The sequence below is a fragment of the Bradyrhizobium sp. URHD0069 genome (assembly GCF_000701345.1).
Taxonomy (GTDB): Bacteria; Pseudomonadota; Alphaproteobacteria; order Rhizobiales; family Xanthobacteraceae; genus Bradyrhizobium.
The window spans coordinates 205,964-230,143 of sequence record NZ_JNIJ01000009.1; the positions used below are offsets into that span (position 1 = coordinate 205,964).

Sequence of the window (24,180 nt, forward strand, 5' to 3'; positions counted from 1 at the left end):
ACGGTTAAACCAGGGGGAGTCCTGATCTTTCAAATCCGCGGTATCCTTGCCAGAATTGCACTTTGCTGAGGCCCGCCGGCCGATCGTGATCGGCGATTTTGCTGGAAAACCGGCGCTTTCTGCGTCCTCCATCGGAGCGACGTCGTGTTCCGCTTAACCTCTGGTTTACCAAGACAGAAGGAGCCGCCCGCGAGCCGCGGGATCACGCTGTCACTTGGCGGCCACGTCCGCGTGTCTGCCATCTTCCAGGGCTTCGGCAATCGCGTCGTCAACACGATCGAGCCAGATGAATTCCAGCTTGTCGCGGGCACCTTGCGGGATTTCATCGAAGTCGCGCCGGTTGCGTGCGGGCAGCATCACCCTGGCGAGGCCGGCAGCGGCGGCGGCGACGACTTTTTCCTTGATGCCGCCGACGGGCAGCACGAGACCCCGCAGTGATATTTCGCCGGTCATCGCTGTGTCGCTTCTCACCGTGCGGTTGGTGAGCAGGGAGGCAAGCGCCGTGAACATCGCGACGCCCGCGCTCGGGCCGTCTTTCGGCGTGGCGCCGGCGGGAACATGGACGTGGATGTCGCTCTTTTCGAATAGCGAGGGCTCGATTCCGAGTTGCGAGGCGCGACTTTTCGCCAGCGTCAGCGCCGCCTGTGCGCTCTCACGCATCACGTCGCCGAGTTGACCGGTAAGGATCAATGCTCCTTTTCCGGGGACGCGGGTCGCCTCGATAAAGAGAATGTCGCCGCCGACCGGCGTCCACGCCAGTCCGGTCGCGACACCAGGAACACTGGTGCGCATGGCGATCTCACCTTCGAAACGCGGCGGGCCGAGAACGGCGGTGAGGTCCTTTACGGTGAGGGTAACCTTGTTCGAGCTGCCTTCGGCGATCTGCACGGCAGCACGACGCAATGCCCTGCCAATTTCCCGCTCAAGGGAACGCACGCCAGCTTCGCGGGTGTAGCCCCTGATGATGAGTCTGAGCGCTTCGACCTCAATCTCGGCCTGCTCCGGTTTCAAACCGTTTGCCTCAAGCTGACGGCGAACCAGATAACGCCGCGCAATCTCAAGCTTTTCATCCTCCGTGTAACCCGGCAGGCTTATGATCTCCATGCGGTCCTGCAATGGTCCAGGAACCGTGTCCAGCATGTTGGCGGTTGCGATGAATACGACGTGCGAAAGATCGAATGGCACTCCGAGGTAGTTGTCGCGAAACGTCGAGTTCTGCTCCGGATCGAGGACTTCCAGCATCGCGGCCGACGGATCGCCCTGAATGCCGCGTCCCATCTTGTCGATCTCGTCGAACATCATGACGCAATTGCGCGATCCCGCTTTCTTGATGGCCTGAATGATGTTGCCGGGCAGCGCGCCGATATAGGTCCGCCGGTGGCCTCGGATCTCTGCCTCATCATGAACGCCGCCCAGGCTGACGCGGACAAATGGCCGATCCATCGCGCGCGCGATGGACTGCCCGAGCGACGTCTTGCCGACGCCGGGCGGGCCAACGAAGCAGAGGATCGGTGCTTTGCCCTGTGGCGCTAATTTTCGCACGGCCAGATATTCGACAATCCGGCTTTTGATCTTCTCCAGGCCGAAATGATCTTCGTCGAGAATGCGGCGCGCCTCCGGGATATCGATGGTTTTTTCGGGCGGCAGACTCCAAGGCAGATCGATCAACCAATCGAGGTAGCTGCGGACCATGCCTGCTTCGGCAGCCGCCTCCGGCATTCGCTCGTAGCGACGCACTTCCTTGCGCGCCTGGCTTTCCGCCTCAGGCGGCATCTGGGCCTTTGCAATAGCCTCATTCAGCTCCGCGACCTCCTGCGCCTTTCCGTCGCCCTCTCCCAACTGGCGCTGAATGGTCGCCATCTGCTCGCGAAGGATTGCTTCGCGCTGGCGCTCATCGAATGCGGCTCTGGTCTTCTGGCCGATCTCATTTGTCAGCCGAAGAACTTCCAGCCGCTCCGCCAGATGAGCCGACACCTTCTCCATTCTTAATGAGAGGTCGATTGTCTCTAAGATCTCCTGCTTCTCCTGCGGCTTGATGTCCATATAGGACGTCGCGAGATCGGCAAGAGCCGCTGGCGAAGTGGTTGCCTCAAACGCGGCAATGAGCTCCGGCGGCGTCTGAGGAAGCAATTGAATCGCCTCGATAGCCTGTCTCCGCAAATTCAGGAATCGCGCCTCGATCTCGGGCGAACTTGTCGTGGGCTCCGGAATATGCAGAACCCGAGCCGCTAGAAATGGCGTGCCGGGAAGGTAGTCGAGAACGCGGGCGCGCTGAACGCCCTGGCAGATGATGTGATGCGTTTCATCCGGGCCGGTAATGTAACGCACGATGTTGGCGATGGTACAAATCCGATAAAGGTCGTCGCGACCCGGATCCTCCACCTCGGCGTTTCGCTGCAGCAAAATCCCGATCGAGCGTTGCTCGCGCAACGCCTGTTGTGCTGCGGCGATCGATTTCGGCCGCGCTACGGTAATGGGAGCCACAACCCCCGGAAACAGCACGGTATTGCGAACCGGGACGATGATCAGCGCATCCTTGGGGATAGGGACAGACTCTGTTGGAGCGCCGGCGTGGGAGGAAACTGAAGCGGGTGGTTCGCTGATTGCTGACATGGCAACCCTCACGCGGATTTTGACAGGCGCAGCCCAACGCAGCCATTAAACGCGAAGCGGCTGACAACATAACGCCCCGTGGGCAGGAGGATGCGACGTTCGAACCGGCCTTGTGGGAGCTCAAGCCGGTGAATCCGGGCATCTTGTAGCTCGGCAGGCAGCACACGGCGTCCGCTGATGATGAGCATTCCATCTTCGATCGCGGCTTCGACCTGATCAGGGTCGACGCCGGGCAGGGCTACGAAAATGAGCACCTCGCGCTCGGTCTCCAGCACGTCGATAGGTGGCTCCCAACTGGGCTCTCGCGAGCTAGCCGTCGGTTGCAAGCTGAAAAACTGCCGGTGCAACCGTTCGGCGCGTGCAAGCGAGTCGATCGCCTCGGACAACATCCAATTGACGGGATCTTTTCTTGACATGTGCTGTCTCGCGTTTGCTGAATTTTGAAACGGCCGGCTTCGCGCCACCCGGGGCGCGAATGCAAGAGCATCTCTCTGCGATCACCGGCATATTTCTACCCTTGCGCTATCCCGTCAATCAGGGCCAACGCGGACGGATGCGGCCGGCATGACTAGGATGTGGCGGAGTCACCTACCGGCATTCGCGCGATGATGCCGGCCGCGATTTGCATCGTAGCGCCGATCGCCCAGCCGAAACCGATCAGGATGGCAGTGCTCGCGCGGGCCGTCTCATCCATGACAATGCTGGAGACGGAGACAACCGTCGCCACCGCAGCGAGGAAAGTACCGGCAGCGCTGAGAAGTTCCACGACATCCGCTCTGGAACCAAGTCCGTGTCGCCGAGGAAGGCGCAACCGGTGATCCGGAGGAGCAGGGGGCAAATCAATTCCCAGATAGAAGCCGGCGGCTCCGTAAAGCATCATGGCCAAGACAGCCACAGCTGAACCAATTAGGTCGATGTCGGCCCTTGCGATATATGCGGCAACGAACAGTCCGCACGAGCCCCCAGTCAGGGCCAGCCCAATCCGTTCAAGCACATGCGCCCATCGGCTGATGGTGGAGCGGGTGTTCCATGCATCGGTACGCTTGACCATCGGGTTAGCGTACCAACATAACGGGTCAACGCTATTGACAAGGATCAAGTTGGCCCGGCTGCTCGTCACATGATCGTAAGTCGGTCATTTCACTTTGGACTGTTGTAGATACTTCGTTCGCCCCCATTTTGAGTTGAGATGCGGGAGTCGCCGCCATGGAATCTCCGGCGTCGAAGGAAAGTCGTTTCGGGGAGCCGATACCGTTCGCTTCGCTCCGTGCCGAGATGGTCGAGCTGGATATCATCGCGCGCGGCGTGCGCGATGAACTCGTCCTGAACGCCATGCGCAAGGTGCCGCGCGAACTGTTCCTGCCGAAGAACCTTCACGAGTTCGCTTACGAGGATACGCCGCTCCCGATCGACGGGGACCAGACGATTTCGCAGCCCTACATCGTTGCCTTCATGGCGGAAGCCTTGATGCTCAAGGGCGACGAGAAAGTCCTCGAGATCGGCGCCGGGTCCGGCTACGCCGCCGCGGTGTTGTCGGTAATCGCCGCCGACGTCTACACGGTCGAACGTCTCGGCCAGCTCGCCGATAAGGCGGCTGCGACAGTGGCCGATCTCGGCTACGACAATGTTCATGTCCTGCATGGCGACGGCACCCGAGGCTGGCCGGAATATGCGCCCTACGACGCCATCGTCGTGGCAGCCGGCGCACCGCAGGTTCCAGAATCCCTTAAGGAGCAGCTGAAGATTGGAGGCCGGCTGGTGATCCCGGTCGGCGCAGACCAGCACGCCCAGGAACTGGTCCGGGTCACCCGCATCTCGACAAGCGAATATCGCAGCGAAGATATCGCAGATGTCCGCTTCGTTCCCTTGATCGGAGAGGAAGGGTGGGACACCGCGAACAAAGAGGGCCGCGCGTATGTTCGCCGGGCGCGGCGGCCGGTTTCTCCCGATGAGGGGGCGCTGGTCCGGAACCTTCCCGAAGCGGCGGAATTTTTCCCGTCGATCGAGACGGCCGATCTTAATCCACTGATGGAACGTATCGGTTCAGCGCGCATCGTGCTGCTCGGCGAAGCGACCCACGGCACGTCCGAATTCTACCGGATGCGCGAACACATCACCCGCGACTTGATCGTCAAAAAAGGCTTTCGCTTTATTGCGATCGAGGCGGATTGGCCGGACGCTGCACGGGTTGATCGTTACGTGCGACATTTCGAGTATTCGCCGTCCGAATGGACCGCCTTTGCACGGTTTCCCACCTGGATGTGGCGAAACACCGAGGTGCGCGATTTCGTGAGTTGGTTGCGCGAGCACAACGCTATGGTGGAACGGGGCAGGCGTGTCGCCTTTCACGGGCTTGATCTCTACAGCCTCTATGATTCAATCCGATCCGTTCTGAATTATCTCGACGAAGTCGATCCGGGGTCGGCAAAAGTCGCCCGCGAACGCTACGGTTGCCTGACGCCGTGGCAGCGCGATCCCGCGACCTACGGTCATGCCGCGTTGACGGGATCCTTTCCTACTTGCGAATCCGAAGTGATTCGTACGCTGACCGATCTCCTGGCAAAACGTCGGGCCTATGCCGAGCGCGACGGCGAGCGGTTCCTCGACGCCGAGCAGAATGCTCGCCTGGTCGCGAATGCTGAGCGCTATTATCGGATCATGTATTACGGTTCGCGTGCATCGTGGAATTTGCGCGATAGTCACATGTTCGAAACTCTGAGGAACCTGCTGGCGTTCTATGGCGCGGGCAGTAAGGCTGTGGTGTGGGCGCACAACTCCCATGTCGGTAACGCCGGCGCGACCGAGATGGCTGCCCGCGGCGAGCACAATATCGGTCAGCTCTGCCGCGAGGAGTTCGGTGATCAGGCGTATCTGGTCGGCTTTGGCACCCATAGCGGGACCGTTGCCGCGGCATCCGTATGGGATGGTCCGATGGAAGTCAAAAGCGTCCGGCCATCGCTTCCCAACAGCTATGAGCAGGTATGCCACGCGACCGGGCTTTCGCGTTTCATGCTGGGTCTGCGCGGCCGCGGTGATTTATGCGGTCCAAAAGGTCTCGGCAAGGAACGACTTGAGCGAGCGATCGGCGTGATCTACCGGCCCGAAACCGAGATGGCGAGCCACTATTTCCGGGCCAACCTGCCGCAGCAGTTCGACGAATATATCTGGTTCGACGATACCCACGCGGTGACACCGCTGGATACGTCCGAAGCCAGCGGACTTCCGGATACCTATCCGTTCGGGGTTTGATGCAAAAGGAAGCGCAGATGCGGCGTTGCAACTCAAGAGCAGATCTACGCGAACCAAACGGTGGGAGGCAAATTGCGATACTCCAGTGCAAAGAATGGTTCTGAAACGGCGCCTCCGCGAAACCGCCGTAACTCCCCTTCGGAGCAGACCGACGAAGCGCCGGGCCTGATCGAGAACGAGCAGGTCGAGGTCGAGCGCGAAATTCCCGCTGATGAAAATCAGGCGATCGAGCGCATCGAGCCGCCCGATCCACCCGTGTTCGAGGAATAAGGGCGCCTTCGAACGGGCGACTGTCGCAGAGCGCGTCGCCATTCCGGCATGGGCAGCACGCCGGCGCCCATCGTCGTTGACACAAGCAATATCAACGCTGTATCCACGTTTAAGGAAGCGCGGGGAAATCGTTTTCCGGAATAAGTAGCCGGAATAAATAATAAGAAACAGGGCAGGGTGGAACGCGATGAACCGCGGCATCGAATTTTGAGCGAGCCCGCGCGGGCTTCTGCGCTCGCTCCCTTCCGCATCCGGAATTACCGTTTCCAGTGGCCGGCCGATTTGCTCACCTCCTGGGCTTTCGAAATGGAGACGCTCATTCTCGGCTGGTATGTACTGGTCGAGACCGGATCGGTGCTGCTGCTGACGTTGTTTGCCTCGCTCTCTTACATTGGGACGCTGATTGCGCCGATGTTGGGCGTGGTCGGCGACCGCATCGGTCACCGCGACCTGCTCGCCATGATGCGTGCGACCTACGCGGTGCTGTCGGGCACGTTGATGGCGCTGGCACTGACGGGTTATTTGAGCCCGCTCTATGTCCTCATCATCGTCGCGATCATGGGTCTGGTTCGGCTGTCGGATATTGGTGTGCGCGGCGCACTGGTCGCCACCATCATGCCGCATGATCAATTGATCGGCGCGATCAGCGTTTCCAGAACCACGATGGACACTGCGCGCATTGCGGGTGCGCTGAGCGGCGTGGGCTTGTTCGCAGCGCTCGGCATGGGGCCTGCGTATGTAGCGATCGTCAGCCTCTACATCGCAAGTACGCTGCTGACCCTCTGCGTCGTGGCGCCGTCGAAACCGCATCCCATCGATGAAGCAGCCGATAGCGTGCTGGGGCGCTCATCCATGCGCGACTTGAAGGAAGGCATGGCCTATGTCTGGACCACGCCGCGCATGCGCGCTGCGATCTGGATCGCGTTTCTCGCCAATCTCACCGCATATCCCTTATCCAACGGATTGCTGCCCTATATCGCACGCGAGATCTACGGTACCAACCAGGCCGGACTTGGATATCTGTCGGCGAGTTTCGCGATCGGCTCGCTGGTCGGCTCAATCCTCCTGAGCCTGATTGGCGGCATCCGCGTAGCGCGGCTCATGATCGCATCGACTGTCGTGTGGTACGCGACCCTTCTGGTATTTGCGCAAATGCAAAGCGTGCCGTCCGCCATTGCCTGCCTGATGCTGGCCGGGTTCTCGCAAAGCCTGGCGATGATTTCGATCGCCGTGATCCTGATGCGGACGGCGAGCGAGCATTTCCGCGGCCGGGTGATGGGCGTTCGCATGCTCGCGATCTACAGCCTGCCGCTCGGCCTGCTGGCGGCCGGCAGCCTGATCGGCGAGATCGGCTTTGCGGCCACCGGCACGCTCTACGCGGCCACCGGTCTCGCGCTGATGCTGGCGATCGTGCTGCACTGGCGCGCGGATCTATGGCATCTGCACGCGCCGGCGAACGCCAAGTAAGGACGGGCGTCATCCCTATTCGCGATGGTCAGCGCCAGATTGGCGAGAAATGCCGCTGGTCTCGCCTACGACGCCCTGATCGAAATCGACCTCGTTGGTCGGAGGCCGCCAGATCGAATTAAGTTCGCGATTATGAGAGTTGCATCTCGGAGAGGCCCATGGACAAGCAAGTAGAAGAAGCCGTGAGAAGAGCGTCTGAGGCCGCTGACACGACCGGCACTCTCACGTTCGAGAAGCTCAACGCCCTTCTTCCGAACCCTACGTTCACGACCGAGCAGGTTGAAACCCTTCTCAACCGGCTGTCCGAGCGAGGCATTCACATCGTCGAGGACGGTTGAAACGAGCTAACGCCCCCGGCAGGCTGCGACGAGCAGCGCGCAAGGAGCATCCTCCGGCGGCTTCGGTGATCCAGCGGAGTTCGGCGCTGCCTGCGCCTTTCTGTGCAGCGTGCATGCGGGCTTCATCACAGGGCAGAACCTGCTGCTCGACGGCGGCGCGCTGTAACCGCGCAACCTGGCGCGATCTTTGCGCTGTCGTGCCCGCGCTTGTCGCGGGCATCCACTCCCTTGCATCGCGTAACGACGTGAATGACCGGGACAGGCCCGGTCACCGCGCATGTTTAAATTTGGTATCGGCGCTCAAACCCAGAACCTGAGTCGGGACGATTGTGACATGGCACCCCCGCAGCCACCATATGACTTCTTGCGAAAGCACGTTACGAAAACAGGGGTCATGGGTACGCAGTTGGGTACGCACTCCTTTGCGCCCAGATGTAAAATATTGATTTCACAAGATATTTAGTGTTTATCCAATTCTGGCTGGGGAACTAGGATTCGAACCTAGACAAACAGAGTCAGAGTCTGTTGTGCTACCGTTACACCATTCCCCAATAATTGATCAGCAAATCCAATGACTTACAGGATTATGTTGAACAAGTGCCTGCGACGGGAATTTGCAGGTCCCGTCAGGCTTGGTGCCGTTCTACTCGCTCGATCCCGATCTTGGCAAGCGCGCGGCGCTGGGCTCTTGCGGAGGAACCATGCGGCGCGGGTCAAGCATATGCATATATAGCGGTTGGCGCAGGAGCGCGGATGCACAAAGAACTGGATTTTCGTTTTGCCCGCTTGGTGTGCTTCGCATTCGGCGCCGAAGCAGACGTTTCCGCCATCGACACCCGCGAATTCAATTCGGCGACGAGTTCATCTCAGTATTCCGCTAACGGCTTCGACGTCTCATGCTGCGGACATCGGCCGCTGATGCGATCGAACGCGTAAGGCCCGCGGATCTGCCGGTATGCGGTCGATGCCAAGTCACTCGGCGGCTTCCTTGATAGAGCCGCGCTCTGTCGCCCTCTGTTCGTCTTCGACATTCTTCGCGCGTCCCCAGTCGGCAAACGCATTGGAAAGCCTGTCGAGATAGAGATAGACAACGGGGGTTGTGAACAGCGTCAGCGCCTGGCTGACGATCAGGCCACCGACCATCGCGTAGCCGAGCGGCTGGCGGATTTCCGATCCGGTGCCGGTACCCAGCATCAGCGGCACGCCGCCGAGCAAGGCCGCCATCGTCGTCATCATGATCGGGCGAAACCGCAGCACCGCCGCCTTGCGGATCGCCTCGAGAGGCGGAAGATGCTCGTCGCGTTCGGCCGAAATCGCGAAGTCGACCATCATGATGCCGTTCTTCTTGACGATGCCGATCAGGAGGATGATGCCGATCAACGCGATCAGGCTGAAGTCGAATCCGAACGCCATCAATATCGCCAGCGCGCCGATGCCTGCCGAGGGCAATGTCGACAAAATTGTCAGCGGGTGGATGTAGCTTTCATAGAGAATGCCGAGGATCAGATAGACGACCACAAGCGCCGCCAGGATCAGCAGCGGCACGGTGCCGAGCGATTGCTGGAAGGCCTGTGCAGTGCCCTGGAAGCTTGAGTTAAGGGTGGCTGGCGCGCCGAGATCGACCATCGCGCTCTGAACGGCGTTGGCGGCCTGTCCAAGGGCCACGCCCTGCGCCAGGTTGAAGCTGATCGTGATTGCCGGAAACTGGCCCTGGTGGCTGATCGAGAGTGAACGGACCGGTACGCTGGTCCAGGTCGCGAACGTCGATAACGGCACCTGAGCACCCGTCGTCGGGGATCTGACATAGATCTTGTTGAGCGTGTCGATGTTGCCCTGCATCTCGGGCAGGATTTCCAGGATCACGTGGTAGCTGTTGAGCTGCGTGAAATACTGGGTGACCTGGCGCTGGCCGAACGCGTCGTAAAGCGTGTCGTCGATCACCTGCGGCTGGATACCATAGCGCGATGCGGTGTCGCGATTGATCTTCAGCTCAAGCGTTGTGCCCTGCGTCTGCTGGTCGGTCGCGACATCGCGCAGTTCAGGCAAGGTTTGCATCTTGGCGAGAATCTTCGGCGCCCATTCGTTCAGCTCGGCAAGGTTGGCATCCTGCAGCGTGAACTCGAACTGCGTCCGCGTCGGCCGGCCACCGAGCCGCACATCCTGGGCCGCCTGCATGTAGAGGCGGGCGCCCTCGACCTTTTCAAGCTTGGGGCGGAGGCGGGCAATGATCTGCTGGGCTGATGCGCTACGTTCATCGCGCGGTTTCAGGGTGATGTACAGACTGCCATTATTGCCCGCGCGGCCACTGCCGCCGATCGCCATCGCCACGCTGGCGACATCGGGGTCGGCCTGCACGATCTTGCCAAGCGCCTCCTGCCGTTGCTTCATGGCGGAAAAGGAAATGTCCTGCCCGGCCTCGGAGGTGGCGGTGATCAGGCCAGTATCCTGTTGCGGGAAAAATCCTTTGGGAATGATGACAAACAGATAGACCGACAATCCCAGGGTCGCGAAGAAAATCATCAGCGTCGTAAATCGCCACCGCAAGGCAAGGTCGAGACCGCGCTCATAGGCATGCAGCATCGCGTCGAATGCACGCTCGCTCAATTGATAAAGCCGGCCGTGCTGAGTTTGGCCGTGCGGGCGCAGGAAACGCGATGCCATCATCGGCGTCAGCGTCAGCGACACTACCATGGAGACGAAGATCGTCATCGCCAGCGTGACTGCGAATTCGCGGAACAGGCGTCCGATGATGCCGCCCATCAGCAAGAGCGGGATCAGCACGGCGACCAGCGAAATACTGATCGACACGATCGTAAACCCGATTTCGCGGGCTCCTTTGAACGCCGCGGCAAGCGGCTTCTCGCCCTCTTCGATATAGCGGGTGATGTTTTCGAGCATGACGATGGCATCGTCGACGACGAAACCGACGGCGATGGTCAGCGCCATCAGTGACAGGTTATCCAGGGTATAGCCGAACGCCCACATCAAGGCGCAGGCGCCGAGCAACGCGAGCGGCACGGTTACCGCTGGAATGACGGTTGCCCAGAAACTGCGCAGAAAGATGAAAATGACCATGACGACGAGCGCAATGGTCAGCAGCAACGTGAACTGAACGTCCTCGACGGCGGCGCGGATGGTCTGGGTGCGATCGCTGATGACGTCGATCTTGATTGCCGGCGGTATCGCGGTCACCAGTCGTGGCAGCAGCGATTTTATTTTGTCCACCGTCTCGATGACGTTGGCGCCGGGCTGTTTAAAGACCACCAGGAACACGCCGCGCTTGCCGTTTGCCCAGGCCGCCTGCTTGGCGTCTTCCGGTCCGGTAACGGCCCGGCCGATGTCTCGGATCCGCAAGGGGCCGCCATTGCGATAGGCGATGATGACGTCGTTCCAGTCCTTTGCCTCCAGCATCTGATCGTTGGCGTAGATCGTGTAGGCGCGGGTTGCGCCGTCGATATTGCCTTTCGGACTGTCGACCGTCGCAATCGCGATTTGCGCACGCACATCCTCAAGTGACAGACCTTTGTCGACCAGTTTGGCTGGATCGACCTGGATCCGGATCGACGGCTTTTGCTGGCCGCCGATCGTGACCTGCGCCACGCCGGAAATCTGGCTGATCTGTTGCGCGAGTTGGGCGTCGACCGCGTCGCTGACCGTGGTGAGCGGCAGGGTATCTGAGGTCGCCGACAACAGCAGGATCGGCGAATCCGCCGGATTGACCTTGCGGTAGGTGGGCGGTGAGGGAAGGTTCTTCGGCAATTGGCCGCTGGCGGCATTGATGGCGGACTGCACGTCGTTAGCGGCGCCGTCGATATTGCGGTTGAGGTCGAACTGGATCGTGATCGCCGTCGTTCCCAGGTAGCTCGTCGAGGTCATCTGGGCCACGCCGGGAATCTGCGCGAGCTGCCGCTCCAGCGGCTGCGCCACCGAGGAGGCCATGGTTTCGGGGCTGCCGCCCGGCAGGGTTGCGGTGACTTGAATGGTTGGGAAATCCACCTGCGGCAGCGGCGCGACCGGCAGCAGCGGGTAGGCGACGAGACCGACAAAGAGAATGCCGGCCATCAACAGCGACGTGCCGATCGGATAGCGAATGAATGGTGCGGAAATGCCCTCGCTCATTCGTGCTTGACCTTGGATTGCGCCGCATCCGAACTCGCCACCGCCGTGCTGACGAGGGTGCCAGGCTGAACCTTGTACTGGCCTCCGGTGATCACCTGCTGTCCGGGTGACAGGCCGTCATCGACCACCGAGCGTCCGTCGATCGATTGGCTTACCGTGACCTTGCGGAACTCCGCCTTGTTGTCCTGATTGACGACATAGGCGTAGAGGCCATTGGTCGAGTGCTGGATCGCGTCGTCGGGAACCACTGTGGCTTCCTTCAACGTCTTCACCAGGAGCCGCGTCGAAACTGATTGGCCCGGCCACAACGCGTGGTCTTTATTGTCGAACACCGCCTTGAGGCGAATAGTCCCGCTTGTCGTGTCGACTTGATTGTTGATGACGGCCAAATGCCCCTCGGAGAGGGTCTTCTTGCCGTCCGTCGTCAGCGCGATCACTTTCAACGGCTCTTTCGATTGCGCTTCGCTGATGTACGGCAGCTGGTCCTCCGGCGCCGTGAAAATCACCGCGATCGGTTCGACCTGGGCGATCGTCACAATTCCGGTTTGCGTCGAGGCATTGACGATGTTGCCCACGTCGACCTGCCGCAGGCCGGCGACGCCTGAAATCGGCGCTTTGACCGAGGTATAGTCGACTTGAGTTTGCGCATTGAAGATGGTCGCATCGTCGGCCGCAAGCTGCGCGGTCAATTGCGCAACCGTGGAACGCTGGGTGTCGGTCTGTTGGCGGGTCGCGAATTCGCCGAGCCTGGTGAAGCGCTGCAAGTCCAGTTTGGCGTTGGCGAGATTGGCCTCGTCCTGAGCCTTCTTGGCCTTGGCCTGATCCAGCACTGCCTGGTACGGCCTGGGATCGATTTGGGCGAGCAGGTCGCCCTGGTTGACAAGCTGGCCTTCCCGAAACGCGATTTTTTCAATCTGGCCGTCGATGCGAGTCCGGACGACCACGGTATTAAACCCCTGAACCGTCCCTAGCCCGGTCAGATAGACCGGAAAATCGGCTTTCTCGACCGGTGCGATGGTGACGCGAACGGCTGGGCCGGTGAGTTGCTTTTGAGCCCTTTCTGACTTCGCCGTTCCATCAGGGTCGTGAAATCTCTGCCAGCCGAAATAGCCCAGCAAACAGACGGCGGCGGTCAGCAATACCCAACGGATAGTCCGTGACTTGGTCATGTGAACTCATGGGCTCAACAATAAGTAGGGGCCTTCAAAACGGTTCCCGGAGTTCGTAGATATAATACTCGTGCACTTAATGTGTACACATACTATGCCTTGAAGATTCTAAACTTTTCGAAACCTTTGAGGATGCAGCAGCTCATGTCCCTCGATCTGAAACGGCAGCTGATTGCCCAACTTGTGGAAAGCTCGCGCCTGCTGCGCAACTACATCAATCATCGCGCCAAGGGCCGCGGCACCACGCGCGCGCAGTGGATCGTACTGTTCCGATTGCGGCAGCAGGAAGGACTATCGCAGGTCGATTTGGCCGATGTGCTGGAACTGCAGCCGATCTCCCTGGTGCGCCTGCTCGACCGTCTTGTCGAGCACGCTCTGCTCGAGCGACGCCCCGATCCTCGCGACCGACGCGCCAACCAGCTGTTTCTGACGGCAAGCGGCCGTCAACTCGTCGATGATCTCGATAGTTTGCGCGACGCCATTGCGAGCGACGTTCTGCGAGACGTCCCTGCGCACGCGATCGAGACCAGTCTCAGGACGCTGGTGGACATTAAGGAGCGCATCAAGGGTGCTGGCGAGACCCCGGCCGACATCGCGATCAAGTAATCTGATCGGCCGCAATGCATGCGTCCGTTCCGGGTCGATCAGCGACGGCGGACAAGATCGTTCTAAATCGCACCACCGGCGACGTCGTTGTAACCGCGCGGCATGTCGTTCATCTCACACCGAGCATCATCGCCGTCGCGGGGGCGCAACCATTCGGAGCCCATGACCGATGAATTGAACGGACGCATGATCCGTTGCGATTTCTCACCGACTTCCGCGACCAGGTCAAAGCCGTCGTTAAAGGCGTCAACGTCGCCGGCATGGATGACACCGACCGCGTGCGGCTGACGGCGCAGCAAACGTCGACGAGCTGCTTTCGCTGATGAATCCGCTCAGCGCGGATTGATCGGCCGACGATGCGGGAACAGAGAAATGCCTGATATACGGGCATTTCCTGCATTCGGTTTAGAACCTTTCAAAAATATTCTTAGAACGATTTCAAACTTACGATTTAGAATCGTTTTGATTTGGATGGATTCAAAAATCCCAATGCTGCAATCGCATTGACCTGAATTTTTTCGCTCGATACCACGCCGCTGGAAAAGTTCGCCGCATCTCGTTGACAGAAGCAGAATTCGGTCAGGAGCGTGGGATGACCAAGTCAAAAGCACTTGGATCGTTGCGTTCGATCGCAACAGTCAACATCGGAACAGTCAACTCGGTCGGCAACAAGTTGGACCGCAATCGGGGTCGAAAGATTTCGAGGGCCGTTGCGCTGCGGGCGGCGTTGTTTTCGGCGAGCTATGTCGCCCTCGGCCTCCTGTCCTTGACCGAAACGCGAGCGCAAACGGCCCCGCAACAAGGGCAGACGGGGGCGACGCTTCCGCCTATTCAGGTCACAGAGCCCGAAGCGAAGCCTCGCGCCAGCAGCGCGCCCGCCCAGCGTGCCGCTCGCGCCGTGCAGCGGCGCCCGGCGCAAGCCGCGCGAAACCCCGCGCCGCAGGCCGCATCAAAGGCATTCGGCGTATCGCAGGACGCGCGTACCGGCACGGTCGGCGTCTACGCCAACAGTACTTCGATTGCGACCAAGACCAACACCCCGTTGGTCGATATTCCGCAGTCGGTTTCCGTCGTGACCAAGGATTTCATCAGCGATCAGGGCTTTCAAAGCCTCACCGACGTCACGCGTTACGTTCCGGGCGTCGCCATCCATCAGGGCGAGGGAAATCGCGATGAACTCGTCATTCGAGGCGTCGATTCCAGCGCCAATTTCTTCGTCAACGGATTTCGCGATGACGTCCAATATTTCCGTGACCTCTACAACACGCAGAGTCTGGAAATTGTGAAGGGACCGAGCGCCCTGACCTTCGGGCGCAGCGCCGGCGGCGGACTAGTCAACCGCACGCTCAAGGACGCCGACGGCACGCGATTCTACCAAGCGACGATGCAGACCGGATCCTACGCCGATCGGCGCGTTGCGCTGGACGCGGGCCAGGCCGTCAACGAAAACGTCGCGGTGCGTCTGAATGCCTTCTACGAGGGCAGCGATACTTTTCGCGACTTCGGTCACCTCGAACGCTACGGCATCAACCCGACAGTGACCCTGAAGCCGACGGACGATACCAAGGTCAAGCTGAGCTACGAATTCTATCACGACTTCCGCCTGGCCGATCGCGGCAACCCCTCGCAAGGGCTTCCGGGCGGCGCAACGCGCTTCAATCCAACCACGCCGTTCGCGCCGAATGGCGGCCTCACGACCTTCTTTGGCAGTCCGATCTATAACAGCGCCAAGGTCGAGGTGCAGACCGCCATGGCCGTGATCGAGCATGATTTCGGTAACGGCCTGACCGTCCGGAACGGATCGATCTATGCCGATTACAACAGAGGATACCGCAACGTTTATCCTGGTGGCACAGGCGCACCGGCCTCGGCCGGCGGCGGAGCGGTGACGCCGGATCAAACGCAGCTTTCCCTGAACGCGTACCAGAATTATACGCCGCGCGAAAACGCCTTCAACCAGACCGACTTTGTCTACAAGACGATCACCGGTCCGGTGCGGCACACCGTCGCTTTCGGCACCGAGTTCGGCCGTCAGACCGGCCTGTCGCTGCGGGACAGCGGACAATTCCCTGCCAACGGAGGCCAGCCCTACGTCATCGTCAATCCGTTCAATCCGACCTATTTCGGCCCGCTCACCTTCAACCACATTGCCAGCGACGCCAACAGCAAATACCGGCTCAACATCGCGTCTGGCTATGCGCAGGACCAGATCGAAGTGACACGCTGGCTGCAATTCCTGGTCGGCGCGCGTTACGACAGTTTCGATCTGACGGCGCTCGACCAGAATACCAACATTACACGCACCAGGGTCGACAACTTTATCTCGCCGCGCGCCGCCGTGATCGTGAAGCCGGTGGATACCGTGTCGTTGTATTCGGCCTGGAGTGTTTCGTATCTGCCGGCCTCGGGCGATCAGTTCAGCGCATTGAATCCCAGCACCATCATTCTTGAGCCGCAAAGGTTTGAGAGCACGGAGATCGGCGCGAAATGGAACATCAATCCAAAGCTACTGTTTACCACGGCGGCCTATCAAATCCTTCGCGCCAACGTACCGATTAATATCGGGGCCGGATTGTCTATCCCCGGCGGCTCGCAAACTATCCGCGGTTTCGAGACCGCGCTGACCGGCTATATCACGCCGGAATGGAAATCCGTGCTCGGCTATGCCTATACCGACGCGCGCATCGCAAACGATTTGACCGCGCCGGGCGTGACGCCGCCGATCGTTGCCGGCAACCGTGTGCAGCTCGTTCCCTACAGTCAGCTCTCGCTGTGGAACAAATACCAGATCAACCCGACCTGGGCGGCGGCACTTGGCGTGATCTATTTCTCGGATTCTTTTGCCTCCTCGGACGACAGTGTCCGACTGCCCGGCTTCGTCCGTGTCGATGCGGCCCTTTATGCGCAGGTGAACGAGACCTGGCGGGTGCAGCTCAACGTCGACAATATCTTCAACAAGGGCTACTGGGCGACGGCCGACGGCAACAACAATATTTCGCCGGGTCAGCCGCGTGCGTTCCGCCTCACTGCGTTCGCCAAGTTCTGAGTGCCGAAACCGAGGTGAAGGGCGGTTTGCGTCCGGCAATGCCGAAGACGTGAGCTGCACGACTAGCGTCTTTTTTCAGGCGCCGGGGCATGGTACGCCATGTCACGCTCGCGACCTGATTGAGGCCTTGATAAGGCTGATTGGCCTGTTATCGAGCGCCTTCGGCGAGATGACCTTGAAACGGTCAACAGCACTACCACAGACTCGGTTGCTGCCGAGGCGAGGGATAAGCGTGACGATGTTCAGATCGATTCTTAAGTTGTTGGCCGCGTTGACTGTCGTGGCGTCGGCTTCGGCTGCGATTGCTCAGCAGGGAACTGTCGCGCCGCGGCCGCAAACACCTGCGCCGGTGGCCCAGCCGGCCGCACAATCGTCGCAGCCGCCGGCGAACCCGGCGCAAGCCGCACCCGCGGTGCAGGTCCCGGCACCGCCGGCGGCCGCTCCGTCCGCTACGGCTCCCGCGGCCTCCGATGCGACCGCAAGCTCCAGCGAAAGCAGATTGCTGAAATCGACGGCGGCGGCGGTACGCGAACTGTCGCCGTGGTCGATGTTCCTGTCGGCGGATGTTCTGGTCAAGGCTGTGATGATCGGCCTAGCCTTCGCCTCGCTGCTGACGTGGACCATCTTCATCGCCAAAATGATCGAATTGTCCGTCATTCAGCGCAAGCTGCGCGCGGCACTCGGCACGATCAGCGATGCAAGATCGCTGGCCGAGGCGCAATTCGCGCTGGGCGCCAAACAAAGCGTGTTGTCGTCCCTGCTGGCTGCCGCGATGCGCGAGGCGCGGCTATCGGCGGGAATCTCCAGCGACGCGGGCATCAAGGAACGGGCAGCATCGAGCTCTGCCGAAATCGTGCGCGGCGAAGCGCGACGGATTCGGCTTGGCATGGGACTGCTTGCAACTATCGGCGCGACGTCGCCGTTCGTCGGGCTGTTCGGCACGGTGTGGGGCATCATGAACAGCTTTATCGGCATCTCGAAATCGCAGACGACCAATCTTGCCGTGGTTGCGCCGGGTATCGCGGAAGCGCTGCTCGCCACCGCGTTCGGTCTTGCCGCGGCGATCCCGGCCGTGATCATCTACAATCATTTCACGCGCGTGACGAAGGGTTACCTCGAGCTGGTCGGCCGTTCGTCGGGCGCCGCGGCGCGGTTGCTGTCGCGCGATCTCGACCGCACCCACGGCAGCTCGCATTCGCGCGCGGCGGAGTAGGCGATGGGCGCTTCAATCGCAGACACCGAGACTGATGACGACGGCGATTTCTCGGAAACGCACGAGATCAACGTCACGCCCTTTATCGACGTCATCCTCGTCCTGCTGATTATCTTCATGGTGGCGGCGCCGCTGTCGACCGTCGATCTGCCGATCGACTTGCCGTCCTCGACCGCGACCCCGCAGAAGAAGCCGGACAAGCCGACCTATGTCAGCATCAAGCCGGATCTCGCGGTGGCTATCGGAGAAACTCCGGTCAAACGCGTCGATCTGGTTCGCTCGCTCGATGCGATGGCCGACGCCAGCAAGGATCGCTTTATCTTCCTGCGTGCCGACCGCGGCGTGCCCTATGGCGAGCTGATGGACGTGCTGGAAATCCTGCGTGCGGGAGGCTACGCGAAGATCAAGCTGGTAGCGCTGGAGGGCGTTCCAGATACCTCCGTGCCGCCGTCAGCGTCTGAAAACCCAAAACCATGAGCGACTGACTTAAGCGAGATGCCCGACCTCGACACCGAGCAAAAACCTTCCCGACGGCTATGGGTCCTTGCCGCATTGGGCGCGCTCGCGCTTCACATCGGTGGCGGCGCGCTTGCGGTTTCGCATTTGCAGACCGACGATCTCGATGAATCTCTCGGCGCGCCGGCAATCGAGATCGGGCTCGAGCTGATGTCGCCTCGTCTTGAAGCAACTGATCTGCCGCCCGGTCCGGACACCGATGCTTCGGTCGCTTCGCCCGCGCTTTCCGAGCAGAAGGCCGAGGTCAAGGCGACCGAGCTGCCGAAGGACGTACCCACCGAGACCGACGATCCCGATCGGGTGGTGGCGCCGAACGATTCGAACAAGCCCAAGGAAGACGATCCGAAAATTGCCGCCGTGCAAACTTCCGCTTCAACGGAATCCGTTGCGGCGGAGGCAACCGCGACACCGAGCTCCGAAGCCATTCAGCAAGGGCCACGTTCGGTCGCCCCCGCACAGGGCACCGGAGAAAGCCTGCGGCGCATGCGTGCGACCTGGCAGAAGGAGCTGATCGCTCATCTGGACAAGCACAAGCGCTATCCGGCGCAGCGCTCGCAAAAGAGCGCCGAGATCCTCGTCAGCTTCGCGCTGGACCGCATGGGTCATATTCTCTCGGCCAGCATCGCTAAAGGGTCCGGCGACGCGGCGTTCGACGAGGCGGCGCTCGCGATGGTGCGGCGCTCGGATCCGGTACCGCAGCCGCCGCCGCTGGTCGCCGATGAGGGGTTGAACTTCACTCTGCCGGTGATTTTCCGGATCAAGGGGCGGAGCTGAATTCAGTGGCAGGAACTATCGCTGACCGGCGCTCGCCTCACTGCAGAAGATATCGAATCCCGACATATACGACGACGAGGCAGGCGAATATCAGCGCCACGGGAAGCCGGGGCTTTGCGTTCGAACTGCTCGCCGTTTTGGGCCGTCGCGCTGGTGGACGTTTGAAGGCCGTCACATTGTCGGTGACCTGAGACTTCGAATGAGCGGGGATATCGGGCGGTGGGCCAGCCCCGCCCATTTCACCGTAATAACTTCTGTAAATGAGCTGGATGGTGGCCTCGGTTGCCTCCGGCTCCGGCATCTCCTTGAGAAGCGCCTTGTATCTGACAAGGAAATTCTGGGCCTCAGCAGGCAAGGAGGAGGTGCCGTTCAGCTTGGCCATCATTTTCCAAGTCGCAAAATCCGCCCTGGCCCTGGTATCGGCACGTCGCGCGATCAACATGTCGGCTGCTTTGATCAAGATGACCCCCAAGCCTTTTCCCTTGCGTTTCTTTGCGTTTGGACTAGGCGTTGCCGGTTACCAGGAGAAGCAGCCGGATCACGTAGCCGGTGGATGTCCGCAGTATCGCCGAAATAACATCAAGATTTAGACCGAACTGCGAACCCGCCAAGGGTAGAACGATCAGAATTCCGATCAGGATCAGTAACCCGTACGGCTCCAGCCGGGACAGCGGGTAGGCCAGCACCTTGGGCAGCAATCCCACCGCGACCCGCCCGCCGTCGAGTGGAGGAATTGGCAGCATGTTGAAGATCGCGAGTACGACATTGATGACGACAGCGTTTTTGAGGTTGTCGGCAAGCCATTGCGCCGCGCTCGCGGGGATAAAACCGAGGAGATGAAACGCCGAGGCCGCGAACAAAGCGAGGATAATATTGGTGGCAGGTCCGGCCAGCGCCACCCAGACCATGTCGATCCGTGGGTTGCGAAGTGCGCGGAAATTCACCGGCACCGGCTTGGCGTAGCCGAACAGAAAGGGCGAGTGGGACAGCAACAGGATTGCCGGCAACACCAGGGTGCCGAACGGATCGATATGCTTGAGCGGATTGAAACTGACCCGGCCCAGTTCCCAGGCGGTGTTGTCGCCGAAGTGGCGCGCCACGAACCCGTGGGCTGCCTCATGGAAGGTGATGGCGATCACCAGCGGCAGCACCCAGACGGACACGTCGTAAAGGGAAATGTTTAGGGGCAATAGACCATCCCGCTCAGTTCAAGCCACTCGGGCGATGCTATCACCTGCGCGCCCTAACAACATCTCATCAGGACGCTTCGAGATGTTCGTTCGCAAGTGATCCGCGAGAAGCGCGGCTGCCCGTGACAGGTTGGCGGCGCGATGCAGGCAGATGTCCGCAGCCGGCAGTCGCGGCATGCCGTCGCGATCCGACAGGGGACGCAGCTTCGGCGGAAAGGTACCGGCCTTCACGACGGTCACAGCGAGACCCTGCGCCGCGATCGACTCGACGGCTGCGAGGCTGTGGCTGACGAAAGCCAGTCGCCAGGGTCGCTTGGCCGCGTCGAGCGCCTCGATCGCCCATTTCCGGAACAGGCAGCCTTGCGGGTAGAGCGCGACGGGCAGCGGCTCCAACTCCTCGATGGCCTGCGAAGGGCCGGTCGCCCAGACCGCTTGTTCGCGCCGCAGGAATTCACCATCGCCACGTCCTTCCGGATGCATGGCGATGACGAGGTCATAAGTTTCGCCAAGCCGGGCCGGCATCGAAGAAGTGAGCCCCGTCTCCATTTCGACATGGATTCGCGGATAACCGGCGAGGAAGTTTGCCAGCAAAGGCGGAACGATGAAGGTGCCGTAGTCGTCCATCACGCCGAGGCGGACCACGCCTTCGACCTTGCGCTCGGCCAGCCTGCCGACAGCCTCTTCGTTCAGCGTCAGGATACGTCGAGCGTATCCGAGCAGCCCTTCGCCCGCAGCGCTCAAATCGACGTTCGCCTTGGTCCGGCTGAACAGCTCTACGCCGAGGCGATCTTCCAGCCGCTTGATCTGCATGCTCACGGCCGACTGGGTCCGGTTGAGCGTGGCGGCGGCGCGCGTGAAGGAGCGGTGGTCCGCCACCGCGACAAAAGCCTTCAACAATTCCGGGTCAAGGCTGGGCACATTCATAACGAAACGTTATTTTCTTTATCAAGTAAATTCCATTTCTTGATTAGTAGCGCCCCCGTATCCTCGCGCGCAAGCTGGAAAAGTGAGGACTGACGGAATGGGAGAGGGCTGGGGTGTATTGGCCGCGGTACTATCGAGCGGCCTCGGCGGGACCTCGATCGGCGCCACACGTTATCTGGTGAACGCGATTGATCCTCTTGCGATCGGTTCTTTCCGGTTCGGCATCGGTTTTCTGCTGTTGCTGCCGGTGGCGCTTTTGCAAGGCGGCCGCTGGCCGGCGCGCCGCGACTGGTCCGGTGTGGCGGGATTGGGCGTGCTGTATTTTGGCCTGTTCCCGATCCTGTTCAACGCCTCGCTGATCTTCACCACGGCAGCACGGGGCGCGCTCGCCTTGTCGACCCTTCGGCTGCTGACAATGGTCGTCGGCGCGGTACTGGGCAGCGAAGCCCTGACGGCGCGCAAGTCCGTCGGGGTCCTGATCGCGATGCTTGGGGTCGTCATCGCGCTTCTGTCGGGGCTGGCCGCTGCGCCGCCGGGCGCCTGGCGCGGCGATCTTCTCATGGTCGGCGCCGCCCTGTGCATGGCGCTCTACAGCATCTGGTCCAAGCCGTTCATCGGTCGCTCCGGCCCCATTGCTTTCACCACCATGTCCATGGGTGTCGGCGCTGCATGCCTCATCCTGATATCGTGCTGGCACGGCAGCTTTGCGCCTGTTGCCGACTTCGGGATTCCGCAATGGCTGGCTGCCACTTATCTCGGCGCCTTCGGCAGCGCGCTTACGTTTTACCTGTGGGCGTTCGCGCTGGAGCGCACGACGCCGACCCGCGTGGCAATCTCCGTCACCGTTAATCCGATCACCGCGTCGCTGGTTGGCGCTGCATTGCTCCACGAACCCCTGCGCTGGAATCTCGTCGGCGGCATCGTGACGGTTTTCATAGGCATCTGGATCGCGACGACGGCGAGCCGGCGTCCCAAACCGGCAACGCAACTATCTTGAGCGACGCTTGACTAATACGTCGCGCGGCCGCCGGAAATATCGAACACCGCGCCGGTGGAGAAGGCACAGTCTTCGGAGGCCAGCCACGCCACCATCGCCGCCAGCTCTTCCACCAGAACGAAACGTCCCTTTGGAATCTTCGACAGCATGAAGTCGATATGCTGCTGCGTCATTTGGTCGAAGATCGCGGTCCTGGCCGCGGCGGGGGTCACCGCATTGACGGCGATCTCATATCCGGCGAGTTCCTTGCCGAGCGATTTCGTCAGCGCAATCAAGCCAGCCTTTGACGCTGAATAATGCGCGGCGTTGGGGTTGCCTTCCTTGCCGGCGATCGAGGCAATGTTGACGATGCGACCGTAATTCTGCTTGACCATCGAGGGCACGATCGCCTTGCAGCAGATGAAGGGCCCGTCGAGATTGATGCGCAGGACCTTGCGCCATTCATCGAGGTCGGTTTCCCACACCGTCTTGTTGACGCCGGCGATGCCGGCATTGTTGACGAGGATGTCGATCTTGCCGAATGCTTTGAGCGTTGCGTCTCGCGTCTTTTCGACCGCGGCAAGATCGGAAACATCGACCTTAAACGCGGTGACGCCGGCACCGATTTCTTTCGCCGTCTTCTCGGCGAGCGTCTGGTCATGATCCCAGATCGCGACCTTGGCGCCGGAGGCTATAAATCGCTCCGTGATCGCGCGCCCAAACCCTTGCGCGCCGCCAGTGACGACAGCGCATCGGCCGCTCAGATCGATCTTGTTCATGGGGTAAGATCCTTTCGGTTTATGATCCTTGCGCGCGTCTCGAACCATGAGGGCAGCGCGGCCTCATCCTTCGAGACGCGGCGAAGACGCCGCTCCTCAGGATGAGGGTTCTTTCCGTCTAAAGCGTCCAGCCGCCGTCGATGATATGCGCGACGCCGGTCGTGAACGCGCTCTCGTCGCTGGCGAGATAGACCGCGAGCGAAGCGATCTCCTCCGCCGTGCCAAGCCGCCCCATCGGCTGCCGGCTGATGAACATCTCGCGGCCCCCAGGACCTGCCGCGGCGGCGCGGTTGAGCATTGACGGCGTCTCGATGGTGCCGGGGCAAATGCAGTTGCAACGGATGCCCTTGGTAATGAAGTCGACAGCGACCGCGCGAGTCAGCGCTGCAACCGCGGCTTTGGTGGCACCATAGACGTAGCGGTTGGGCGCCGCCTTGAACACGCCTGCGGCGGAGGAAACGTTCACGATCGAGCCGCGGCCGGCCTCCAGCATCCCCGGCAGAAATGCCCGCAGCGTCCGGTGCATCGATTTGACATTGAGGTCGAACGAAAAATCCCAGTCGTCGTCGGAACATTCAAGCACGGTGCCGTGATGCACGAAACCCGCCGCGTTGAGCAGGATATCGATCTTGCCGACGCGCTTCGCCATCGCCGCCACCGCAGCGGTATCACGCACGTCGAGCCGTGCCACTTCCGACACGCCCTCTTTGGCAAGCGGCGCGAGACCTTTTTCGTCGATGTCGGTTGCAAAAACCGTGGCGCCTTCGCGCGCAAAGGCGATCGCGCATGCGCGGCCAATGCCAGCCGCGCCCGCGGTCACGAATGCGCGTTTGCCCTTAAGGCGGTCTGTCATTCAAGTCTCCTCATAGTTTCACCAAAATTGCCGCAGCACTTTCGTCATTGCGAGGAGCGAAGCGACGAAGCAATCCAT

Annotated in this window: 22 protein-coding genes, 1 tRNA gene and 1 pseudogene; 12 read left to right on the forward strand and 12 right to left on the reverse strand. The window is 60.8% G+C overall.

Annotated features, from left to right (window positions below):
* Positions 1–210 precede the first annotated feature (210 nt).
* From lon to N554_RS0104010, 3 genes are all read right to left on the reverse strand, one after another.
* A complete protein-coding gene (lon, locus tag N554_RS0103995; RefSeq protein WP_029582295.1) occupies positions 211–2,613 on the reverse strand; it encodes an endopeptidase La in 2,403 nt (800 codons plus the stop codon).
* An 8-nt stretch (positions 2,614–2,621) separates the two neighbouring features.
* A complete protein-coding gene (locus N554_RS0104000) occupies positions 2,622–3,029 on the reverse strand; it encodes an Hsp20/alpha crystallin family protein (RefSeq protein WP_029582296.1) in 408 nt (135 codons plus the stop codon).
* 152 nt (positions 3,030–3,181) lie between these two features.
* A complete protein-coding gene (locus N554_RS0104010; RefSeq protein WP_245283514.1) occupies positions 3,182–3,712 on the reverse strand; it encodes a hypothetical protein in 531 nt (176 codons plus the stop codon).
* Between the two features lie 107 nt (positions 3,713–3,819).
* Here N554_RS0104010 and N554_RS0104015 point away from each other — a divergent pair, with 107 nt between their 5' ends.
* From N554_RS0104015 to N554_RS37835, 5 genes and pseudogenes are all read left to right on the forward strand, one after another.
* On the forward strand, positions 3,820–5,862 hold the full coding sequence (locus tag N554_RS0104015; RefSeq protein WP_029582298.1) for a protein-L-isoaspartate(D-aspartate) O-methyltransferase: 2,043 nt from the start codon (positions 3,820–3,822) through the stop codon (positions 5,860–5,862).
* Positions 5,863–5,934: 72 nt separating this feature from the next.
* A complete protein-coding gene (locus tag N554_RS0104020) occupies positions 5,935–6,132 on the forward strand; it encodes a hypothetical protein (RefSeq protein WP_156041764.1) in 198 nt (65 codons plus the stop codon).
* Positions 6,133–6,339: 207 nt separating this feature from the next.
* Complete coding sequence (locus N554_RS0104030; protein WP_029582300.1) at positions 6,340–7,599, forward strand: MFS transporter; 1,260 nt, start codon at positions 6,340–6,342, stop codon at positions 7,597–7,599.
* 158 nt (positions 7,600–7,757) lie between these two features.
* A complete protein-coding gene (locus N554_RS0104035) occupies positions 7,758–7,937 on the forward strand; it encodes an RNA polymerase sigma factor region1.1 domain-containing protein (RefSeq protein WP_029582301.1) in 180 nt (59 codons plus the stop codon).
* Positions 7,938–7,950: 13 nt separating this feature from the next.
* Positions 7,951–8,103, forward strand: a pseudogene (locus tag N554_RS37835) (SDR family oxidoreductase); the annotation flags it as partial.
* 311 nt (positions 8,104–8,414) lie between these two features.
* On the opposite strand, the gene N554_RS0104040 reads toward N554_RS37835, so the two are convergent.
* Positions 8,415–8,488, reverse strand: a tRNA-Gln gene (locus N554_RS0104040).
* Between the two features lie 202 nt (positions 8,489–8,690).
* Here N554_RS0104040 and N554_RS0104045 point away from each other — a divergent pair.
* Positions 8,691–8,873 carry a hypothetical protein gene (locus N554_RS0104045; RefSeq protein WP_029582302.1) on the forward strand — a complete coding sequence of 61 codons (183 nt, stop codon included), beginning with the start codon at positions 8,691–8,693 and terminating at the stop codon, positions 8,871–8,873.
* A gap of 36 nt (positions 8,874–8,909) precedes the next feature.
* Here N554_RS0104045 and N554_RS0104050 read toward each other — a convergent pair whose 3' ends face one another.
* Complete coding sequence (locus N554_RS0104050; RefSeq protein WP_029582303.1) at positions 8,910–12,056, reverse strand: multidrug efflux RND transporter permease subunit; 3,147 nt, start codon at positions 12,054–12,056, stop codon at positions 8,910–8,912.
* Positions 12,053–13,225: an efflux RND transporter periplasmic adaptor subunit gene (locus tag N554_RS0104055; RefSeq protein WP_029582304.1), complete on the reverse strand. Its 1,173-nt coding sequence runs from the start codon at positions 13,223–13,225 to the stop codon at positions 12,053–12,055. Before N554_RS0104055 ends, N554_RS0104050 begins: the two co-directional genes overlap by 4 nt.
* Positions 13,226–13,369: 144 nt before the next feature.
* On the opposite strand from N554_RS0104055, the gene N554_RS0104060 reads away from it, so the two are divergent.
* Positions 13,370–13,831, forward strand: a complete 462-nt coding sequence (locus tag N554_RS0104060; protein ID WP_029582305.1) for a MarR family winged helix-turn-helix transcriptional regulator — start codon at positions 13,370–13,372, stop codon at positions 13,829–13,831.
* A gap of 62 nt (positions 13,832–13,893) precedes the next feature.
* Here N554_RS0104060 and N554_RS40790 read toward each other — a convergent pair whose 3' ends face one another.
* Entirely contained in the window at positions 13,894–14,130 is a 237-nt protein-coding gene (locus N554_RS40790) for a hypothetical protein (RefSeq protein ID WP_029582306.1), read from the reverse strand.
* Between the two features lie 293 nt (positions 14,131–14,423).
* On the opposite strand from N554_RS40790, the gene N554_RS0104070 reads away from it, so the two are divergent.
* The 4 genes from N554_RS0104070 (at position 14,424) to N554_RS0104085 (ending at position 19,380) form a co-directional block, all read left to right on the forward strand.
* Positions 14,424–16,877, forward strand: coding sequence for a TonB-dependent receptor (locus N554_RS0104070; protein WP_081851097.1), 2,454 nt, complete (start codon positions 14,424–14,426; stop codon positions 16,875–16,877).
* 238 nt (positions 16,878–17,115) lie between these two features.
* A complete protein-coding gene (gene exbB, locus N554_RS0104075; RefSeq protein WP_029582308.1) occupies positions 17,116–18,090 on the forward strand; it encodes a tonB-system energizer ExbB in 975 nt (324 codons plus the stop codon).
* Positions 18,091–18,093: 3 nt separating this feature from the next.
* Positions 18,094–18,567 carry a TonB system transport protein ExbD gene (gene exbD, locus N554_RS0104080; protein WP_029582309.1) on the forward strand — a complete coding sequence of 158 codons (474 nt, stop codon included), beginning with the start codon at positions 18,094–18,096 and terminating at the stop codon, positions 18,565–18,567.
* Positions 18,568–18,585: 18 nt separating this feature from the next.
* Positions 18,586–19,380: an energy transducer TonB family protein gene (locus N554_RS0104085; RefSeq protein ID WP_029582310.1), complete on the forward strand. Its 795-nt coding sequence runs from the start codon at positions 18,586–18,588 to the stop codon at positions 19,378–19,380.
* Between the two features lie 37 nt (positions 19,381–19,417).
* On the opposite strand, the gene N554_RS0104090 is transcribed toward N554_RS0104085, so the two are convergent.
* The 3 genes from N554_RS0104090 to N554_RS0104100 all read right to left on the reverse strand — a co-directional run bounded on the left by N554_RS0104090 (position 19,418) and on the right by N554_RS0104100 (position 21,494).
* Positions 19,418–19,822: a hypothetical protein gene (locus tag N554_RS0104090; protein ID WP_029582311.1), complete on the reverse strand. Its 405-nt coding sequence runs from the start codon at positions 19,820–19,822 to the stop codon at positions 19,418–19,420.
* A 61-nt stretch (positions 19,823–19,883) separates the two neighbouring features.
* Positions 19,884–20,570: a site-2 protease family protein gene (locus N554_RS0104095; protein ID WP_029582312.1), complete on the reverse strand. Its 687-nt coding sequence runs from the start codon at positions 20,568–20,570 to the stop codon at positions 19,884–19,886.
* 18 nt (positions 20,571–20,588) lie between these two features.
* Positions 20,589–21,494: a LysR family transcriptional regulator gene (locus N554_RS0104100; protein ID WP_051677300.1), complete on the reverse strand. Its 906-nt coding sequence runs from the start codon at positions 21,492–21,494 to the stop codon at positions 20,589–20,591.
* Between the two features lie 97 nt (positions 21,495–21,591).
* Here N554_RS0104100 and N554_RS0104105 point away from each other — a divergent pair, with 97 nt between their 5' ends.
* Positions 21,592–22,491, forward strand: coding sequence for a DMT family transporter (locus tag N554_RS0104105; RefSeq protein ID WP_029582314.1), 900 nt, complete (start codon positions 21,592–21,594; stop codon positions 22,489–22,491).
* 11 nt (positions 22,492–22,502) lie between these two features.
* On the opposite strand, the gene N554_RS0104110 is transcribed toward N554_RS0104105, so the two are convergent.
* Positions 22,503–23,249 (reverse strand): SDR family NAD(P)-dependent oxidoreductase, encoded by a 747-nt coding sequence (locus N554_RS0104110; RefSeq protein WP_029582315.1) that lies wholly within the window; start codon positions 23,247–23,249, stop codon positions 22,503–22,505.
* A gap of 118 nt (positions 23,250–23,367) precedes the next feature.
* Positions 23,368–24,102 (reverse strand): SDR family oxidoreductase, encoded by a 735-nt coding sequence (locus tag N554_RS0104115; RefSeq protein WP_029582316.1) that lies wholly within the window; start codon positions 24,100–24,102, stop codon positions 23,368–23,370.
* Positions 24,103–24,180: the final 78 nt, after the last annotated feature.

Bases quoted from the DNA above. Each gene is read 5' to 3' on its own strand.
- N554_RS0104070 (WP_081851097.1), top strand. From the start codon at position 14,424: ATGACCAAGTCAAAAGCACTTGGATCGTTGCGTTCGATCGCAACAGTC.
- N554_RS0104115 (WP_029582316.1), bottom strand. From the start codon at position 24,102: ATGACAGACCGCCTTAAGGGCAAACGCGCATTCGTGACCGCGGGCGCG.
- lon (WP_029582295.1), bottom strand. From the start codon at position 2,613: ATGTCAGCAATCAGCGAACCACCCGCTTCAGTTTCCTCCCACGCCGGC.
- N554_RS0104090 (WP_029582311.1), bottom strand. From the start codon at position 19,822: ATGTTGATCGCGCGACGTGCCGATACCAGGGCCAGGGCGGATTTTGCG.
- N554_RS0104015 (WP_029582298.1), top strand. From the start codon at position 3,820: ATGGAATCTCCGGCGTCGAAGGAAAGTCGTTTCGGGGAGCCGATACCG.
- N554_RS0104105 (WP_029582314.1), top strand. From the start codon at position 21,592: ATGGGAGAGGGCTGGGGTGTATTGGCCGCGGTACTATCGAGCGGCCTC.
- N554_RS0104110 (WP_029582315.1), bottom strand. From the start codon at position 23,249: ATGAACAAGATCGATCTGAGCGGCCGATGCGCTGTCGTCACTGGCGGC.
- N554_RS0104045 (WP_029582302.1), top strand. From the start codon at position 8,691: ATGCACAAAGAACTGGATTTTCGTTTTGCCCGCTTGGTGTGCTTCGCA.
- N554_RS0104085 (WP_029582310.1), top strand. From the start codon at position 18,586: ATGCCCGACCTCGACACCGAGCAAAAACCTTCCCGACGGCTATGGGTC.
- N554_RS0104060 (WP_029582305.1), top strand. From the start codon at position 13,370: ATGTCCCTCGATCTGAAACGGCAGCTGATTGCCCAACTTGTGGAAAGC.
- N554_RS0104000 (WP_029582296.1), bottom strand. From the start codon at position 3,029: ATGTCAAGAAAAGATCCCGTCAATTGGATGTTGTCCGAGGCGATCGAC.
- N554_RS0104055 (WP_029582304.1), bottom strand. From the start codon at position 13,225: ATGACCAAGTCACGGACTATCCGTTGGGTATTGCTGACCGCCGCCGTC.
- N554_RS0104100 (WP_051677300.1), bottom strand. From the start codon at position 21,494: ATGAATGTGCCCAGCCTTGACCCGGAATTGTTGAAGGCTTTTGTCGCG.
- N554_RS0104035 (WP_029582301.1), top strand. From the start codon at position 7,758: ATGGACAAGCAAGTAGAAGAAGCCGTGAGAAGAGCGTCTGAGGCCGCT.
- exbB (WP_029582308.1), top strand. From the start codon at position 17,116: ATGTTCAGATCGATTCTTAAGTTGTTGGCCGCGTTGACTGTCGTGGCG.
- N554_RS0104050 (WP_029582303.1), bottom strand. From the start codon at position 12,056: ATGAGCGAGGGCATTTCCGCACCATTCATTCGCTATCCGATCGGCACG.
- exbD (WP_029582309.1), top strand. From the start codon at position 18,094: ATGGGCGCTTCAATCGCAGACACCGAGACTGATGACGACGGCGATTTC.